A 16,881-nucleotide genomic window follows, 5' to 3' on the forward strand; every position below is an offset into this window, starting at 1 on the left:
CGGAAACTGTTGTCTTAAATTCGCAGCCCCATAATAATCAAGTCCCGTTCTGTACCATCAAGTTCTGCAACTTGTGGCAAATATCCCCATTGTTGAAACCCGAATGATTCAAATAGCCGTAAACTGGGTTGATTGTGGGCAAAAATAAAGCCCAAAAGCGTTTTTAAACCCAAATTAGGACTTTCTTGGATGGCTTTGGCTAACAGTTGTCCTCCTAATCCACATCGATGAACAGCAGGGGCAATATAAATACTAATTTCGGCAGTGGAATTATAAGCTGGCCGCCCATAAAAAGATTGAAAACTCAGCCATCCGACAACTATACCTTCTACTTCTACCACCCACAATGGTCGATGAGAAGGCGATCGCCCTTGAAACCAAGCAAAGCGACTTTGCACAGACACTGGTTCTAAATCAGCGGTTGCTGTGCGGTGGGGAATTGCCGCATTATAAATTGCTACGATAGCAGGTAAGTCAGTTTCAGTCGCATGGCGGATAGTCATCGCTGCCGTTTCAGAGAAAGTTTTGCACAAATATTTCAGAATAATACAGTTTTTGGCGAAAAAAATAGCAGAGAACCAGGAATGTTTACGAGATGCTATATCTGCACCACCTAACCTGATTTTGCTGGATGTGAATATGCCAGCAATGAGTGATTATTCTCTAGAAGAAGTAATTGGCTATACAGTAGTTGAACTAAATTTGGGTAAAGATAAACAGGCGATCGCTAAACCTTTTCGCCCTTTGAAACTAGCCGAAAAAATTAGTCAAGCATTACAATGGGGTGCCTAAGGTAGCTGCTAAGAAGTATTTTCGTTAAAACTCTTAAAATAAGTCACAATTATGACAACTACTCTGATCACAGGCGCATCAGCAGGAATTGGTGCTGCTTTTGCCCAAGAATTAGCCTCTCGTCATCACAATTTAGTTTTAGTAGCTCGTTCAGCAGATAAACTAGAACATCTCAAGTCTACGCTGCAAGAAAAATACAAAATTCAAGTAGACTACATAGTCCAAGACTTAACAGCACCACAAGCGGCACAAGTAGTATACGATGCCGTCAGCAACAAAAAAATAACCGTTGACTTGTTAATTAATAATGCTGGTTTTGGCGATTATGGCGATTTTGCTGAACAAGACGACGAACGGCAAGTTAAAATGATACAACTAAATATTTTGGCATTAGTTGATCTCACACAAAAATTTCTGCCAGGAATGCGACAGCGAAAAGCTGGAGGAATCATCAATTTAGCTTCAACTGCGGCGTTTCAACCCATTCCTTACTTTTCAGTTTATGCTGCCAGTAAAGCTTTTGTCTTAAGTTTTAGTGAAGCACTATGGTCAGAGAATCAACAACATGGTGTGCGTATCTTAGCCGTTTGTCCTGGGCCAACAGAAACACAATTTTTCCAAGAAGCACAATTCCCCAATGTTCTGATGAATTCTTTAGGTAAAAATTACACCTCTCCAGAAGAAGTAGTACGTACAGCACTCCAAGCATTAGAAAAGAATAAATGTAATGTAGTTCCTGGTACTATCAGCCACAAAATACAAGTGAATATACCCAGATTTTTCCCGCGACAAGCTGTAGTAGAATTTGTACATAAATTCTTTAGCATTTGACTTTTGACGTCCACACAGCGGTACTAGTGCCTAATTTTAATTTTGGCGTGTAAACTTTGACAAGTAATCCCTTGAAAGAAATATCCACGCCATGAAAAAAATTACTGCTTTCATACTGATGAGTGCTACCTTGGCTATGAGTACAGATGCCTTAACACCTAGACTTGCCAATGCTCAATTGTTTTATCCACCAGCAAGCGATCGCAATTCCTTGATGGTTATTGGTCAGGGTATAGTCAAAGTGCCAGCCGATACGGCGGATATTGAATTGGTCATCAGTAATGACAGTAATCATGATGAGTTTGAATCGCAACCATCATCTCTACCAATCAGCCTGCGCTCATCTTCAACAAGTGTGCTTTTAAATCAGCAAAAACCAGCAGCACCAGTTTCACGTAAATTATCTTTGGCTAGCCAAATAGATCTAAATCAAGCAACTCTTAAGCCTATAGTAGATAGCTTAGTGGCTAAAGGTATTAGAGTTAACAACATTAAAATACAACCCAGTGAAAATCAAGCCAAAATATTAGTGAGGTTAGAAAAACCAACAAGTGATAGAGTCAAAGAAATAATTGCTACAGCAAATGCAGCAACTAGTAAACTTGATAATCTAACTATTAATAATGTCGGTGTAAATTATGCAGTAAACGACTGTCAGGCTTTGCAGAGTGCAGCATATCAATCAGCCATGAAAGACGCCCAAAGCCGCGCTCAGGCTTTAGCTACAGCTATGGGTGCAAAACTTGGTAATGCTTCTGTCGCCGAACCATTTTACACATTGCTATATCCCTCATGTAGTTCCAAAGCGGGATTACCTTTACCTTCTTTTGGGGGTTTATTATCTTTCCCATCTTTCAATCCAGATAATCCCGCAGAAGTAGAGATGAAGAAAGATATTTTTGTCACATATACAGTGCAATAGTTTTACAGGCGATCGCACTTTTTATTAGAGTGTAATTAGAGTGCGATCTGCTTGCAGTTAACTAATAAGAATTGCCCATAAATACACATTTAGAAAGTTGTCTTGATAGAATATCAATAAATTAACTGGTGAAGAAGAATGGCAACAGTAAAACTAGAAGTACAACTGTCATCAGCAGAATTAATAAAAGCTGTTGAACAGTTAAGTCATGAAGATTTAGAGCAATTTGTTTCTCAAGTTATTATGTTGCAGGCACAACGAAAAGCATCTAATTTGCAAAAAACAGAGGCAGAATTATTATTAAAAATTAATCAAGGTGTTCCTTTAGATATTCAAAATTACTATAACGAATTAATTGTAAAAAGAGAAAATGAAACTCTCAATGCAGACGAGTATCAGGAATTGTTGAGGTTAACTGAACAAATAGAAAAACTGCAAGCACAACGTATTGAATATTTGGCAGAATTAGCTAGTTTACGTGAAAAATCACTCACGGAATTGATAAACGATTTAGGCATTAACACACAAATATATGTCTGATAATCGAGTTAATAGCGAACAAAAAAAAAGCTATTGTCGAAAGAGCAAATGGATGTTGTGAGTATTGTAAAAGTCAAATAAAATTTGCTATTCAAGCTTTTTCCATAGAACATATTTTACCTAGAAGCCGAGGTGGGACAACTATGTTAGAGAACCTGGCTTTATCTTGCCAAGGTTGTAATAATCACAAGTATAACAAAACAGAAGGAAGAGATAATATAAGCGGGACTATTGCATCTTTATACAATCCACGTCAACAAAAATGGCATGAGCATTTCGCTTGGAATGAAGACTTTACTCTTGTGATTGGGTTAACTCCAACAGGACGTACTACAGTAGAAACTCTGCAACTAAATCGAAATGGTGTTGTTAATTTGCGTCGTGTATTATATGCGATGGGAGAACACCCTCCGGCTGAATTAAATAATTAAATATTATTATAAATGAATTTTTACAGCCGCCGAATAGCAACTTCTAAACCTTCACAAACACCTGTGAGAAAATCTAAATCTAAAGTAGCGATCGCATCACTGGGTTTATGATAATGAGGATTCCTTAAAAACGCCGTATCTGTAACCATCATTGCTGGATAACCCAAATCCCAAAACGGCGCATGATCACTTTGTCTGGTTTGGGGAACTATCAAACCGCGATTTGGCGCAGGTAACCATTGGCTAGATACACCAGCCTGACGAATACTCCGACTCATCCCAATTAAGTCACGGATGGTGCGTAAGTTACCAATTAACGCAATAAAATCGCCCTGAGGCGGATAAAAGCGTTCTAGAGGAGATGGATAGCGCTGCGAACCAGGGGTAAAATCACGATACCCTAACATTTCCAAAGACATCATCAAGCGTAGTGGTTGCTTTTGTTCATGCAATAAAGCTGCATATTCAGCACTACCTAGCAAGCCATATTCTTCCATATCAAAAGCAACCATCCGTAAAGGATATTTGCCTGGTTCAGCAGCAAATTTTCTGGCTAATTCCAACAATACTGCCACACCTGTAGCATTATCATCCGCCCCTGGTGTACCGGGAACAGCATCATAGTGAGCCGCAATTAAAATAGGAGGTAAATTATTCTTTTTTGATTCACTTTGGCACGGTAAATCAAGAATAAGATTTTTACAGGTTTTGCTACCTACTTGAAAGGTGTGGAAATCCACACTTCCCCATTGAGAAAACTCTTGGCGGATGTATTCTTGGACAAAAAAATGCCCCGCCGTGGCTAAGTAGGGATCTCGTTCTCGTGCTATCTCCCGCAGATGATTTTGTAATCGCTCTTGTAAAATCAAATGTTTAAAATAGTCGCCATATCAACTTTTTGAATCGATAAAAAGGAAAAAGCAACTTTTATGAGGGTGGATTTCCCAACTTGAAGCCACGATAAAGCCCTGTATTCAGGGGATAAGATTTGCGGCTGCTTGGACATACTCAGCATCGTCAATGTTATCCTAGTCTTGCAACTAGCTCCTCAAGCTTAAACTTTTCTACTTCTTACCTTAATGATGATTATCATACCATTGAGGTGTTTTCATCCGATAGCAAACAGCTAGAGGTAGTCCGGCATAATCAAATTAAATGTACAAGACACGCTAGGAGAAGAGTAACGCATGGGCAAGGTAGTCGGCATCGACTTGGGTACAACCAACTCAGTAGTCGCCGTAATGGAGGGTGGCAAGCCGGTGGTGATTGCCAATGCAGAAGGAATGCGAACAACCCCCTCCGTTGTCGGTTTCAGCAAAGAGGGCGAAAAGGTGGTTGGCCAAATGGCAAGACGGCAAACCGTTCTCAACCCACAAAACACATTTTTTGCAGTTAAACGCTTTATTGGGCGGCAGTATAGTGAACTGAGTCCGGAATCTAAGCGTGTACCTTATACTATCCGCAAAAACGAATTAGGTAATATTTCTATTCCCTGTCCCCGACTGAAAAAGAATTTCGCCCCAGAAGAAATTTCGGCGATGGTGATGAAAAAACTGGCTGATGATGCCAGTACATATCTAGGAGAACCAGTTACAGGGGTAGTAATTACAGTTCCTGCTTATTTTAATGATTCTCAACGACAGGCCACCCGCGATGCTGGCAGAATTGCTGGTTTAGAAGTGTTGCGGATTCTTAATGAACCTACAGCCGCATCTTTGGCTTATGGATTAGATCGGGGGACAACCGAAACTATCCTCGTATTTGACTTGGGTGGTGGCACCTTTGACGTGTCGATTTTAGAAGTAGGCGATGGCATATTTGAAGTTAAAGCTACTAGTGGAGATACACAACTAGGCGGTAATGACTTTGACAAACAAATAGTAGATTGGTTAGCAGAGCAATTTCTGGAAACTGAAGGTGTAGACTTAAGACGCGATCGCCAGGCTTTACAACGTCTGATGGAAGCTGCGGAAAAAGCAAAAATAGAACTTTCGGCAGTTAGCGTCACTGATATTAATTTACCCTTCATCACCGCTACTGAAGACGGCCCCAAACACCTAGAAACTCGCCTCACTCGTGCCCAGTTTGAAGGTTTGTGTCTTGATTTAATTGGACGCATACGCACACCAGTCAAACGCGCCCTTAAAGATGCTGGACTTTCAGCAATGGACATTGAAGAAGTTGTCCTAGTTGGTGGTTCCACACGGATGCCCATAGTTAAGCAGTTAGTGCGCGACTTAATCGGTATAGAACCCAACGAAAACGTCAACCCTGATGAAGTAGTAGCTGTGGGTGCAGCCATTCAAGCAGGTATTCTTGCAGGTGAACTCAAAGATGTGCTGCTGTTGGATGTGACACCCCTATCTTTAGGGTTAGAAACCATCGGTGGCGTGATGAAAAAACTCATTCCCCGCAACACTACCATCCCAGTGCGTCGTTCGGACATTTTTTCCACATCGGAAAATAACCAAAACACTGTGGAAATTCACGTAGTCCAAGGTGAACGGGAAATGGCAGCAAATAATAAATCATTAGGGCGTTTCAAGCTCTATGGTATTCCCCCAGCACCACGAGGCATTCCCCAAGTCCAGGTATCGTTTGATATTGATGCCAACGGAATTTTGCAGGTAACAGCCCTGGATAGAACCACGGGTAGAGAACAAAGCATTACAATTCAAGGTGCTTCCACCCTGAGTGAATCAGAAGTAAATCGGATGATTCAAGATGCTCAAAAATACGCCGATGTTGACCGAGAACGCAAAGAAAGAGTAGAAAAACGCACTCGTTCTGAAGCTTTGATTTTACAAGCAGAACGACAACTTAGAGAAGTAGCACTGGAATTTGGAATGCAGTTTGCCCGCAACCGCCGCCAGCGCATTGATAGTATTTGCCGGGAACTGCGTGACAGCCTCAAAGAAGACGACGATCGCGGCATAGATCAAGCATACGCCGATTTACAAGATGCACTGTACGAACTAAACCGGGAAGTCCGCGAATATTACGCTGAGGACGAAGACGAAGACTTGTTTGGGACAATTCGGGACATTTTTACAGGTGGAGACAAGGAACGCGATCGGGATTTTTCCCGTGATACATATCGAGAACGTGATTCCTATGGCAGGGATTATTACGGCAAAGACTACGGCAGAGACTACGATCAGAACTATGGTAGAGACAACCGTCCTCCAGCCTACGACAATCGTCCCCCAGCCTACGACAACCGTTCTTCTCGCAAACCCTCTCGCCCCAGCTATCAAGATAACTGGGATGACGATGACGATGATTGGTTGTAGTCATTCGCCCTGAGGCTACCCCCAGGGTAATATTGCTCATTAGTTATCCCCAATCCCCATTACCCCTGCTCCCCAGAGGGCCCCCGAGTTCCCCAATCTAAAATTTCAAGTTAAATAACCGAGCTATGCAAAATTTGCAGAATTTTCGCGATTACTACGAAATTCTAGGAGTACAGAAAGATGCTTCCGGTGAGGAAATTAAAAAGGTTTATCGGCGGTTAGCCAGACAATATCACCCTGATCTTAATCCCGGAAATAAAGCAGCCGAAGAGAAGTTTAAAGATATTGGTGAAGCTTACGAAGTCCTGTCTGATGTCGCCAGGCGATCGCAGTATGACCAATTTAGCCGCTACTGGAAACAAAAAGGTTTTACTAGTAACAAGGTACCCAAGACTAAAAGCTGGTCTGGGGCTGGTGCATCCAATCGCAATAACACTCAGGAAGTAGACCCCAGCCAATTTTCCGACTTTGAGAGCTTTATTAATCAAGTTGTTGGTGTCGGCGGCGGTCGTAAAGATAGCAGAAATGGGGGTAGTAGCACCAAAAGTGATCCATTTCGTTCCCCGAAAAGCCGAGTTGAATATACAGTACCGAAAAGCCCACCACGCACTCCTCGCCGAGATATTGAAGCCAGATTAACCTTACCCTTAGAAAAAGCTTATCAAGGCGGTAACGAACGTATTCGCTTAGAAGACGGGCGATCGCTAGAAGTAACTATGCCTGCCGGAATGGTTACAGGTCAAACTATCCGTTTGCGAAACCAAGGTATTGGCGGTGGTGACTTGTACTTAAAAATTACCGTTGAGCCACATTCTTTATTTAAACTAGACGGTTTTAATATACTCTGCCAAGTTCCAGTTACCCCTTGTGAAGCCGTCTTAGGAGGACAAGTAGAAGCACCAACTTTAGATGGACCAGTCAAAATGACAATCCCACCAGGAGTAAGGTCTGGTCAAAGACTGCGTTTAGCCAATAAAGGTTACCCAAACGAAAACGGTAAACGTGGCGATCAATTAGTAGAAATCCAAATACTTACCCCTAAAAACATCAGCCCCGAAGAACAGGAACTTTACGAAAAATTGCGGGAAATAGAAACTTTTAAACCCCGCGCTGATTTGTTGCGTTAAATACAACAAACTTTATATATATTGAACCTTAAGAATCAGCAAAAAAGGCATAAAAAATGCCACGACTAAAAAGATCTAACAAAATGAAGGTTTCGGCTAAGTCTACTAACAAATGCCCATTAACCTATCCGCAGAGTATTGGTTATTGTGTATTATTTTCAATGCAGATGATAAACTTGGTCTTTCTCTGTTATGAGACTCAGGTGTATCTCCAATGCCCAGGCAAACAAAAGTAATGCAACAACTGTCTCTTGCTCTTGAACTACTTGAGTCTGAACAAGCCAATAAACATTGGTTTCAAAATCTTTTATCTACTCTTGAGGTGAGACAAGAACCTGGATGGACTGATAATTTCGGTAAATCTCTTCGTCAATGGTTATGGCAGCAGGGTATCGCTCCAGTTAAAACTCTTAGTTTATTTTCCGGTGGTGGTGGTTTAGATATTGCATTTCATGATTCTGGATTTGAGATATTTCAGATGATTGAGCTGGAATTTAAGTATATTCAAACACTACAAAAAAATTCTCAATTGGGAAAATGTTTAGAAGGTTCTGAACCGATTTGTATTGATATAAAAAAATATTCACCTGATCCCGACCTCAAAGTAGACTTCATCATTGGAGGTCCACCTTGTCAAACTTTTTCTGCGGCTGGACGTAGAGCTGCCGGAGTGTCTGGAACAACAGATAGTAGAGGAACATTATTTCAAGAATATGTTCGCATTGTAAAGTTACTTCAACCTAAAGGATTTTTATTTGAGAATGTATACGGAATTACTGGTGCAAATGGAGGAAAAGCATGGCAAGCAATTCAAGAAGCTTTTCGAGAAGTTGGATATAACATTTACTTCCGTATTCTAGATGCTGCTGACTATGGTGTTCCTCAGCACCGAGAGCGTTTGTTTATCGTTGGATTAAAACAAGAAAAATATTTATTTCCCTATCCTACTCACGGTTTGGATTCTCTTGATCATCTGCCATATTACTCCGCAGCAAAAGCTGTTAAAGGTGCTGATACTTCAGACATCGAAACAGGCTTAAGCGGACGATTTGGTCATCTACTTGAGGATATTCCTCCTGGACTTAACTATAGTTTTTATACAAAGGAAATGGGGTATCCTAATCCAATTTTTAGTTGGAGATCCAAATTCTCTGATTTCCTTTATAAAGCAGATCCGGATGTGCCAGTACGAACAATCAAGGCTAAGGGTGGACAATATACTGGTCCCTTTAGTTGGGAAAACCGCAGATTTTCTATTCCTGAACTCAAGCGTTTACAAACTATTCCTGATGACTATGAAATAGTAGGCAATAGACAAGTTGTTATTGAGCAAATCGGCAATTCAGTTCCTCCTCAATTAGGTAGAATCCTAGCTCTCAGCATTTTAGATCAAATCATAGATGTTAAATTGCCTTTTGATATTGCTTATTTACCTCAAAACAAACAATTAGGTTTCAGGCAACGCAAAAGGAAATTAACAAAAATTTACCTTCAAAAATCCCAAGCAGCAATTGCTGAACTGTTTAACCAAGGAAAAATTACACATTCAGACGCGTATCTTTATAAAGAAAACTGTGATTCTGTCAGATTTTTATCGATGGAAGATTTTTCGTGGACAAAAGAACCTGTTTTTAAATGTGTAAAAATTTATTTGAAATATGAATTAAATTCTTCCTCTTGGATAATTACAGCAAGTACTAATGGCAACTGGGATGAGCCAGATAAATTTTCCATTGATGTTTATCCTTCATACGATTACGATGACTGGGTTTTGGGTACAAAATCGGTGAAGCTATGTGCTAAACAGTTGGATACACAAATTTTTACATCTCTTTGGAAAGCTTTTGAAGAAAAATTGAACGAAGCTACAGGCAAGGCAGATTTAGTCCAGCTATCTGGATATTATCAGTATAATGCTCGTATTAGTGGGGTTATGAACTTCTGTGCTAAGTCGAAAGTTAATTCATTTTGGCGTGTAGTTCAATCTGTAACAAGATGTATTGCTACTTCTACTCAACTCAAAGTTAAAGAATTTTCAGAGTATTGGGGTGTCAATGAAGAAGATATCTTCTCTTACCTCCAGTCTTTAAGAGCTATGGGCTACGAAGTTAGAAGTCATAATACAAATCCCCAGATTCCTGTAGACGAGTATCTAATTCCTTATGCCTTTCCTACATTAAACCCAAAGAGTGTTCAACTCCGAAAGATTCTGTAGCTACATTATGAGTGAATTACATTTAAGAGTTTATGCAAATAGAAGCGAATTAATTCTCCCTGATGGCACAGTTCAAGCCTTTTATGAAGGAGGAATGAGTCAGGAAGCAAAAGCAAGGTATAGCAAGATAGCAGTAGAGCTTGCCAATGGTTATTTAGAAAGAAAAATTTTAGCTTGTAGGGATAACTCCTCAAATCTTGACTTTTCAGAGTTAATACAAGTGCATAGACTGCTTTTGGATAGATTAGTTCAATCAGTAACTAGTGAAGTTGGCAGAGCATTAGTTGGACTGACAATACTACAATTATGCGTTAAGTCAATTGAGCCGGAACAGAATATTAGATTGCATAAAGGTAGCGCAAGCACAAGAGACTTTTCTTGGCGTGATGGAATTTCTATGCGTTCTCTTGATAAACGATACATTACACCTGTGTTGCGAGAGTATGAATTGCTTCGGCTAAATGCTGATGGTTTTATGATGACTCGCAGTCTTGCAGAAAATTATCCATATTCAACTGTATATAAGGCAAATTTACGAGGTGCGCGTTCTGAATGGGTAAGTATTGTTGAAGCTACAGAAAAAGGTGAATTAGATGCTGATTTTGCATTACTATATCTTCTTTCACAATTACTTAATCAAGCAGAAAATTTTAGAAGACTAGCCTTGCAAGTGATTGATAAACTTAGTGCATTTTGTGAAACAACAGTTATCAATCAAGAAATTGTATTAAATCTTATTCTTCGTCATATTAACAAATCTGATTATGCTGCTAGATTAATGGAAATTGCTATGCACAGTTTGATGCAAGCAATGCAAGATTATCAAGTTTTTCCAAATAGCCTTTTGAAACCGCTTTCACAAATGCGATCAGCTAACAAAAAACATGGCAATATTGGTGATATTGAGCTTTTAGAAGCTAGACAAATTGTAGAATCTTGGGATGCTAAATATGGCAAATCATACCTAAGAGATGAGATTGAAGAATTATCAGAAAAACTGGAGGTACATCCTTCTGTTAGACGCGCTGGGTTTGTGACAAGTCTGGACCCTGAACGGCTTGATGAATTGGAACCCAGATGTAAAGAAATTGAGCAGATACATGGAATATATTTAGAAGTTTTGACTTTTGAGGAATGGGTTAAAGAACAGTTTGAACGTGCATTAATAGAGGAAGTTACTTCGGAGCAGGAACTTGCTGTAGCCTGGATTAGAGCATACACAGAATCTTTAGCACAGAAACGTAGAGACATCGCTCCCATTGACGAACCATGTTACCAGTGGTTGTTAACAGTGAACGATATCTTGACTGAAGATATGCCAAAAGCACCAAAATTTTAAAGACTGTAGTTCCGAAGGGCATCTGATTATTTCTTAATATAGAAAGCTTTTGTATTTATCTGTACTTGTCCACAAAAATTATTGGTTCCCCACCGTGGTGTAGGAGGTTTACAATATGAGAAAAAACTCCATTGCAAAGTAGCTTAAACAGCCGTGAATCAAAATGGGGCAATGTCACAACGCAGTGAACCCACCTATTACTCCCTGTTAGGACTACATCCTTCAGCATCAGTAATAGAAATTCGTCGTGCTTATCGGGAACTGAGCAAACGCTATCACCCCGATACTACAGACTTGCCTGCTGCCTTAGCCACCACTAAATTTCAGCAAATCAACGAAGCCTATGCTACCCTTAGCAGTCCAGAACGCCGCCAAAGCTATGACCTGAAAATTGGCTATTCCCGGTTTACAGTGATTCAACCACCCCCGGACTTGAATCATCCTGTTTCCCGGTCGTACAATTGGTCAAAATCAGCTTATTTGGACGCAAGCGATCGCCCTCTGTCATCTGGTGAAATTTTTGCTTTATTTATTTTGGTATTAACCTTTGTCGGTTGTCTACTGCTGGCGATCGCCATTGGTTTCACCCGTGGTGAAGCTGCTTTCCAAAGGCAAACACAAGCAACTCCCACACTCAACCAGCAAGTTAGCCACCTATCACTACTAACCATCCCCTGGGAAAGTAGCAATTTTCCCGCAAAAAATACTTAATCTCAAATTCTTATGTCTATACTTTCATCTGACACGCCCTTATATAGTCATCCCCTACCACAAATTGAGCAGTGGTTAAAAGACCAAGGCTGTCAACAAGACGAAACACAACTACATTGTTGGCGTATACAGCGACCTACTTGGCAAGCCGAACTATGGCTAGATATTGAGCAACTTGTAGTTCGATACATCCAAGCCGGGGAAAATGGACAAGATATTCAACGCTCATTTAAATATTCCCTCAGTCGTGAAGATATAGAACAAGCCGTATTCTCTGGCCCGTGATGGGAAAATGAGGGGAATGAGGGAGTCAAGATTGAGAATAGTCAGCCAAAAGTCTTTCCCTCCTGCTCCCTACCCCCTTGCTTCTTCCCCCAGTCCCTAGACTTTCCCAAATCTCCGCTCCCGTTGCTGGTAGGCACACAAGGCGCGATGAAACTCCACACGATCAAAATCGGGCCACAGCGTATCGGTAATATAAATTTCCCCATAAGCCATTTGCCAAAGCAGGAAATTAGAAAGACGCATTTCGCCGCTGGTACGGATTAATAAATCAGGGTCAGTAATTCCGGCTGTGTACAAGTGACGCTCAAACAACTGTTCATCAATTTCATCAGGTTTGAGGATACCTTGTTGCACTTTTTCGGCGATCGCCCGACAAGCTTGTAATATTTCTTGCCGTCCGCCATAATTGGTAGCCACAGTAAAGCGAATGGCACGATTATTCTGGGTTTCTGCCATTGAGCGGGAAATTTCTGCTTGGAGCGATCGCGGTAAAGCATCCAAATTGCCTACAAACTGAATTTGCACATTCTCCTCGATCATTTCTCGCAGTTCTTGACGTAAGACTTTTTGGAACAAAGTCATCAAGAAATCGACTTCTTCCTGGGGTCTTTTCCAATTTTCCGTGGAAAACGCATAAGCTGTGAGTGCTTGAATCCCCCAATCTTGACAACAGCGCAGCAACTCCTTGAGGGCATCTACTCCTCGCTTATGTCCCATAATTCTGGGTAGACCTTGACGTTTAGCCCATCGACCATTGCCATCCATAATCACTGCAACGTGCTGTGGTAGCAGTTCTCGTTTCAAGTCAGGGGGTAAATATTGCAGTTCAGTTTGTTGTGCTGTCATTTTTTATTTCGAGAAGCGGTCGATGGTAATCCGAGTAAACGTGAAACCAATATTAATGCCTTGCCGCCCATTTGACGACCCAAACTGAATAAACCAGGAGCAACAGCCTCCCGATCTACAGTGGTCGATAATCGAGCTTCTAATGACTCTTTAAGTGTCCTAATCGTCAGTGGTCTATTTAAGATTCCCCTTTCCGCTAAGGAAATAGAACCTGTTTCTTCTGATACAACGACACAGATGCAATTTTCGACCCGCTCAGTAATTCCCATCGCAGCCCGATGGCGTGTTCCCAACTGGCGCGAGGCTGTGCGTCCCGAAAGTGGTAAAATTATACCTGATGAGACAATACGTGAGCCACGAATTAACGTCGCTCCATCATGCAATAAAGTTTTTGGCTGAAAAATTGTTTGTATCAGTTCTTTAGAAACGTCAGCATTCAGCTTGACTCCAGGTACAGAAAAATCCCGTTCGTCAATTGGGCCACTTGTTTCCAAAATCAACAAAGCTCCTATTCGGTTTTTCGATAGTTCTTTAACCGCATCCACAATTTCATCAATTACACTATCAGACTTAGGGATTGTTAAAGTAGATGGTTTAAATAGCTGCTGGAATTCACCACGCCCCACTTGCTCTAAAAAGCGGCGAAACTCTGACTGGAGAGCAACAGCCATCGCTACAGCACAGCCAATCACTAACTTTTCTAGAACAAAATTTAAGAGTGGTAGACCCAATTTACCACTGAGTGCTGAGGCTAGCATCAATATAATAAATCCCCGCACCATCCACAGTGTCCGGCGCTCACTAATAATCACTAGTATCATATACGTCAGTGCCAGCACTAACATGATATCCAGAGTCCCAAGCAGCAAGGACTGTGACCATCCCAGGTTTGTCAGCCATTGCTTCCACCAATCTCTCATGACATCTGGATTACTCTTTGTTCTGCCTCAATAATCTGTTATTACCTGTGTCATTTTCATGCACCAAAGGTTAACACTTCGGTAGGAAGTAAATGATTAGTCATCAGCTAATAGTGATGATTTATTAGCTAGTGGCTAATCATATGTCAACTCGACAAAGATTTCCCTTCTCCAACCCCACTACAGGTGAGGACACTTAACACTCCCATTTTTCCCATCGTTGTGAGATGAGACAAACAACAAGGTTACAAACTATTGAAGTCTTTCTCATTGTGGTCAAGCGGTTTGTAGAAGGGTCAAATAAAATTTGTCGAATTCACATGAATATCACTTCCAATTTTCCACCTTTGAGATGTTTATTTTTGCACGTTGAGTCTTTCTGGTAGACAATCTTGTCGAATCAAGTCCTGATAAGTTTCGCGGCGCAGTATTAAATTAGCCTCGCCATTCGCCACGACAACGGCTGCTGGCCGAGGTAAGCGATTATAGTTAGAAGCCATACTGTAATTGTAAGCACCTGTTCCCATAATTACGAGAATATCCCCGGATTCAGTTTTTGGCAGTTGGGCATTTTTAATGATAATATCCCCTGATTCACAATGCTTACCGGCAATTGTGACTGTTTCTGTACAAGGAGCCGACATTTTGTTGGCAACTACCGACCGATACACTGACTGATAAGTAATTGGGCGGGGATTATCAGACATACCACCGTCAACTGAAACGTAGGTACGAATTTCTGGGACAACTTTCGATGATCCAATAGTATAGGCGGTGACGCACGCTGTGGCAATGAGCGATCGCCCTGGTTCGCACAACAATTTCGGTAAAGGTAAATTCTGGGCTGCACAAGCTTCCTGAATAACTTCACAAATTGCCTTCACCCATTCTTCAATGCTTGGGGGATCATCCGATTCGGTATATCTAATCCCTAAACCACCACCGACATTTAATTCTGTGATAGCTAAACCATAATTTGCCGCTTTCTGTAACCACTGCACCATGACAGCAGCTAAATCCCGATGGGGTTGGCGTTCAAAAATTTGGGAACCAATATGAGCATGTAACCCTACACAGTTTAAAGTAGGTTGTTGGCTGACAAAGGTAAATACTTCATCTAAGTCATTGGGATCAAAGCCAAACTTACTATCTAAATGTCCTGTGCGAATGTATTCGTGGGTATGGCATTCAATCCCCGGTGTTAACCGCAGCATCATCCGGATGGGGGATGCTTTATCGGCAATTTCTACTAAGGTACGTAGTTCTTGCCAATTATCCACAACAATAGTCACACTGGACTGGATTGCAAAAATTAGCTCTTCACGAGATTTGTTATTACCGTGGAGATAGAGTTTATCAGGGCTAACTCCTGCACTTAAAGCTGTGTAGAGTTCACCGCCAGATACGATATCTATGCCTAATCCTTCCGATGCGGCGATCGCACAAACTGCAAGACAATTCCAAGCTTTTGAAGCATAGAGTACCTGAGATTCACCCTGGTAATATTGCTTAAAAGTGTCCCGGTATTGCTGACAAGCTAAACGCAGGGTTTCTTCATCTAAAATATATAAAGGTGAGCCAAACTGCTGAACTAGAGTTGTGACATCACACCCACCAATTTCCAGGATGTCTTGACTATTAACTTTGGCAGTCAAAGGCAAAAGTTCCTGGTTAGGTGAAAAATTCACATTGTTTTGGGCGTTTGTGCTGCGTCTTTGAGGTAAATACTGACTACCAGCATGTTGAACCCCAGTGGGGTGAGTCGATACCATAGCTATTATGAATTGTCCTTGCTCAAAATTACGGGCATGAGTAAGTCTCCCGATTCTCAGTTTACCGAAAATAGGGCGGGAACATAAAAAGCTAAGTGACTAACCCTATCTCCCTATGTCTCCACCTCCCCAACTCTCTATCAATAGTGATCTCATTAGACTTAAAACTTAAATCACTGACTGTAGACGATCTCAGTGCCATCATAGAATTAGACCAAGCTTGTTTTGGTGGTTTGTGGACTCTAGAAGGTTACCAACGCGAATTAGACAGTCCTAACAGTGAGTTATTAGGTTTATTTTCCCCTCTTTCTCAGTCAACACTGCTGGGAATGGGTTGCTTTTGGTCGATTTTAGAAGAAGCACACATTACAATTTTGGCTATTCATCCCCAATATCACCGTCAAGGCTTAGGGCAGGCTTTACTATATTCTCTACTGAAAACAGCTAGCGATCGCGGTTTGGAACGAGCTACCCTCGAAGTTCGCGCTTCTAATGTAGAGGCCATATCTTTATATCAAAAATTTGGCTTCAAAACCGCAGGGCGACGGCGACGCTATTACCAAGATAACGGTGAAGATGCCCTGGTGTTGTGGCTATCAGATTTACAGCATCCTCAATTTACAGCCACTTTGGACAATTGGCAAACCATTATTAGCGATCGCTTGAGCAAATCTTCTTGGCAGATGCTGTAGTCATTGGTCAATCAATTTTAGATTTTGGGTTAAATGTGCTACTTACACTTTGATCAGAGATTGCCAAAATCCACAATTCTTCAGTCACCATCACATTAATGCGAAAAAAATTCAGTTTTCATTTGCCCCTTATGATTAAAATAATTAATAGTTTTTAGGTTTAAC

At 41.1% G+C, this 16,881-nt stretch carries 17 protein-coding genes; 12 read left to right on the forward strand and 5 right to left on the reverse strand.

All coding sequences use genetic code 11. The features are described 5' to 3' along the window. Window positions 1-14 precede the first annotated feature (14 nt). A complete protein-coding gene (locus ACM0OT_RS15415) occupies window positions 15-503 on the reverse strand; it encodes an N-acetyltransferase family protein (protein WP_414544233.1) in 489 nt (162 codons plus the stop codon). A gap of 52 nt (window positions 504-555) precedes the next feature. Between ACM0OT_RS15415 and ACM0OT_RS15420 the strand changes: the two genes are divergently transcribed. From ACM0OT_RS15420 to ACM0OT_RS15440, 5 genes are all read left to right on the forward strand, one after another. After that, the gene (locus tag ACM0OT_RS15420; RefSeq protein WP_414565230.1) at window positions 556-792 is read left to right on the forward strand and encodes a hypothetical protein; all 237 of its coding nucleotides are present in this window, start codon (window positions 556-558) and stop codon (window positions 790-792) included. Between the two features lie 51 nt (window positions 793-843). Then, a complete protein-coding gene (locus ACM0OT_RS15425; protein WP_414565231.1) occupies window positions 844-1,623 on the forward strand; it encodes an SDR family NAD(P)-dependent oxidoreductase in 780 nt (259 codons plus the stop codon). 91 nt (window positions 1,624-1,714) lie between these two features. After that, the gene (locus tag ACM0OT_RS15430) at window positions 1,715-2,545 is read left to right on the forward strand and encodes an SIMPL domain-containing protein (protein ID WP_414565232.1); all 831 of its coding nucleotides are present in this window, start codon (window positions 1,715-1,717) and stop codon (window positions 2,543-2,545) included. Between the two features lie 138 nt (window positions 2,546-2,683). Further along, window positions 2,684-3,085: an STAS/SEC14 domain-containing protein gene (locus ACM0OT_RS15435; RefSeq protein ID WP_414565233.1), complete on the forward strand. Its 402-nt coding sequence runs from the start codon at window positions 2,684-2,686 to the stop codon at window positions 3,083-3,085. A gap of 113 nt (window positions 3,086-3,198) precedes the next feature. Next, window positions 3,199-3,516, forward strand: coding sequence for an HNH endonuclease (locus ACM0OT_RS15440; RefSeq protein ID WP_414565330.1), 318 nt, complete (start codon window positions 3,199-3,201; stop codon window positions 3,514-3,516). A 20-nt stretch (window positions 3,517-3,536) separates the two neighbouring features. Here ACM0OT_RS15440 and ACM0OT_RS15445 read toward each other — a convergent pair whose 3' ends face one another. Then, window positions 3,537-4,385: a M28 family peptidase gene (locus tag ACM0OT_RS15445; protein WP_414565234.1), complete on the reverse strand. Its 849-nt coding sequence runs from the start codon at window positions 4,383-4,385 to the stop codon at window positions 3,537-3,539. 318 nt (window positions 4,386-4,703) lie between these two features. On the opposite strand from ACM0OT_RS15445, the gene dnaK reads away from it, so the two are divergent. The 6 genes from dnaK to ACM0OT_RS15475 all read left to right on the forward strand — a co-directional run bounded on the left by dnaK (window position 4,704) and on the right by ACM0OT_RS15475 (window position 12,486). Next, window positions 4,704-6,809, forward strand: coding sequence for a molecular chaperone DnaK (dnaK, locus tag ACM0OT_RS15450; protein WP_414565235.1), 2,106 nt, complete (start codon window positions 4,704-4,706; stop codon window positions 6,807-6,809). A 125-nt stretch (window positions 6,810-6,934) separates the two neighbouring features. After that, the gene (locus ACM0OT_RS15455; RefSeq protein WP_414565236.1) at window positions 6,935-7,936 is read left to right on the forward strand and encodes a DnaJ C-terminal domain-containing protein; all 1,002 of its coding nucleotides are present in this window, start codon (window positions 6,935-6,937) and stop codon (window positions 7,934-7,936) included. 235 nt (window positions 7,937-8,171) lie between these two features. Continuing rightward, entirely contained in the window at window positions 8,172-10,151 is a 1,980-nt protein-coding gene (locus ACM0OT_RS15460) for a DNA cytosine methyltransferase (protein ID WP_414565238.1), read from the forward strand. 7 nt (window positions 10,152-10,158) lie between these two features. Then, complete coding sequence (locus ACM0OT_RS15465) at window positions 10,159-11,490, forward strand: hypothetical protein (protein WP_414565239.1); 1,332 nt, start codon at window positions 10,159-10,161, stop codon at window positions 11,488-11,490. 171 nt (window positions 11,491-11,661) lie between these two features. Further along, window positions 11,662-12,201 carry a J domain-containing protein gene (locus ACM0OT_RS15470; protein WP_414565240.1) on the forward strand — a complete coding sequence of 180 codons (540 nt, stop codon included), beginning with the start codon at window positions 11,662-11,664 and terminating at the stop codon, window positions 12,199-12,201. A gap of 12 nt (window positions 12,202-12,213) precedes the next feature. Next, window positions 12,214-12,486: a DUF3143 domain-containing protein gene (locus ACM0OT_RS15475; protein ID WP_414565241.1), complete on the forward strand. Its 273-nt coding sequence runs from the start codon at window positions 12,214-12,216 to the stop codon at window positions 12,484-12,486. 96 nt (window positions 12,487-12,582) lie between these two features. On the opposite strand, the gene ACM0OT_RS15480 is transcribed toward ACM0OT_RS15475, so the two are convergent. The 3 genes from ACM0OT_RS15480 to lysA all read right to left on the reverse strand — a co-directional run bounded on the left by ACM0OT_RS15480 (window position 12,583) and on the right by lysA (window position 16,024). Continuing rightward, entirely contained in the window at window positions 12,583-13,332 is a 750-nt protein-coding gene (locus ACM0OT_RS15480) for a polyprenyl diphosphate synthase (protein WP_414565242.1), read from the reverse strand. After that, window positions 13,329-14,252, reverse strand: a complete 924-nt coding sequence (gene cdaA / locus ACM0OT_RS15485; RefSeq protein ID WP_414565244.1) for a diadenylate cyclase CdaA — start codon at window positions 14,250-14,252, stop codon at window positions 13,329-13,331. The genes ACM0OT_RS15480 and cdaA overlap by 4 nt, the downstream gene beginning before the upstream one ends. Window positions 14,253-14,608: 356 nt before the next feature. Beyond that, window positions 14,609-16,024 (reverse strand): diaminopimelate decarboxylase, encoded by a 1,416-nt coding sequence (lysA, locus tag ACM0OT_RS15490; protein WP_414565246.1) that lies wholly within the window; start codon window positions 16,022-16,024, stop codon window positions 14,609-14,611. A 146-nt stretch (window positions 16,025-16,170) separates the two neighbouring features. Here lysA and rimI point away from each other — a divergent pair, with 146 nt between their 5' ends. Beyond that, window positions 16,171-16,716, forward strand: a complete 546-nt coding sequence (rimI, locus tag ACM0OT_RS15495) for a ribosomal protein S18-alanine N-acetyltransferase (protein WP_414565331.1) — start codon at window positions 16,171-16,173, stop codon at window positions 16,714-16,716. Window positions 16,717-16,881 lie beyond the last annotated feature (165 nt).

The organism is Anabaena sp. CCY 9613 (assembly GCF_963920895.1).
Lineage (GTDB): Bacteria > Cyanobacteriota > Cyanobacteriia > Cyanobacteriales > Nostocaceae > Cyanocohniella.

Excerpts from the sequence above, each read along its gene's own strand:
- ACM0OT_RS15480 (WP_414565242.1), bottom strand. The coding sequence starts at position 13,332 with ATGACAGCACAACAAACTGAACTGCAATATTTACCCCCTGACTTGAAA.
- cdaA (WP_414565244.1), bottom strand. The coding sequence starts at position 14,252 with ATGAGAGATTGGTGGAAGCAATGGCTGACAAACCTGGGATGGTCACAG.
- ACM0OT_RS15475 (WP_414565241.1), top strand. The coding sequence starts at position 12,214 with ATGTCTATACTTTCATCTGACACGCCCTTATATAGTCATCCCCTACCA.
- ACM0OT_RS15460 (WP_414565238.1), top strand. The coding sequence starts at position 8,172 with ATGCAACAACTGTCTCTTGCTCTTGAACTACTTGAGTCTGAACAAGCC.
- ACM0OT_RS15425 (WP_414565231.1), top strand. The coding sequence starts at position 844 with ATGACAACTACTCTGATCACAGGCGCATCAGCAGGAATTGGTGCTGCT.
- dnaK (WP_414565235.1), top strand. The coding sequence starts at position 4,704 with ATGGGCAAGGTAGTCGGCATCGACTTGGGTACAACCAACTCAGTAGTC.
- ACM0OT_RS15430 (WP_414565232.1), top strand. The coding sequence starts at position 1,715 with ATGAAAAAAATTACTGCTTTCATACTGATGAGTGCTACCTTGGCTATG.
- lysA (WP_414565246.1), bottom strand. The coding sequence starts at position 16,024 with ATGGTATCGACTCACCCCACTGGGGTTCAACATGCTGGTAGTCAGTAT.
- ACM0OT_RS15470 (WP_414565240.1), top strand. The coding sequence starts at position 11,662 with ATGTCACAACGCAGTGAACCCACCTATTACTCCCTGTTAGGACTACAT.
- ACM0OT_RS15455 (WP_414565236.1), top strand. The coding sequence starts at position 6,935 with ATGCAAAATTTGCAGAATTTTCGCGATTACTACGAAATTCTAGGAGTA.
- ACM0OT_RS15435 (WP_414565233.1), top strand. The coding sequence starts at position 2,684 with ATGGCAACAGTAAAACTAGAAGTACAACTGTCATCAGCAGAATTAATA.
- ACM0OT_RS15465 (WP_414565239.1), top strand. The coding sequence starts at position 10,159 with ATGAGTGAATTACATTTAAGAGTTTATGCAAATAGAAGCGAATTAATT.
- ACM0OT_RS15415 (WP_414544233.1), bottom strand. The coding sequence starts at position 503 with ATGACTATCCGCCATGCGACTGAAACTGACTTACCTGCTATCGTAGCA.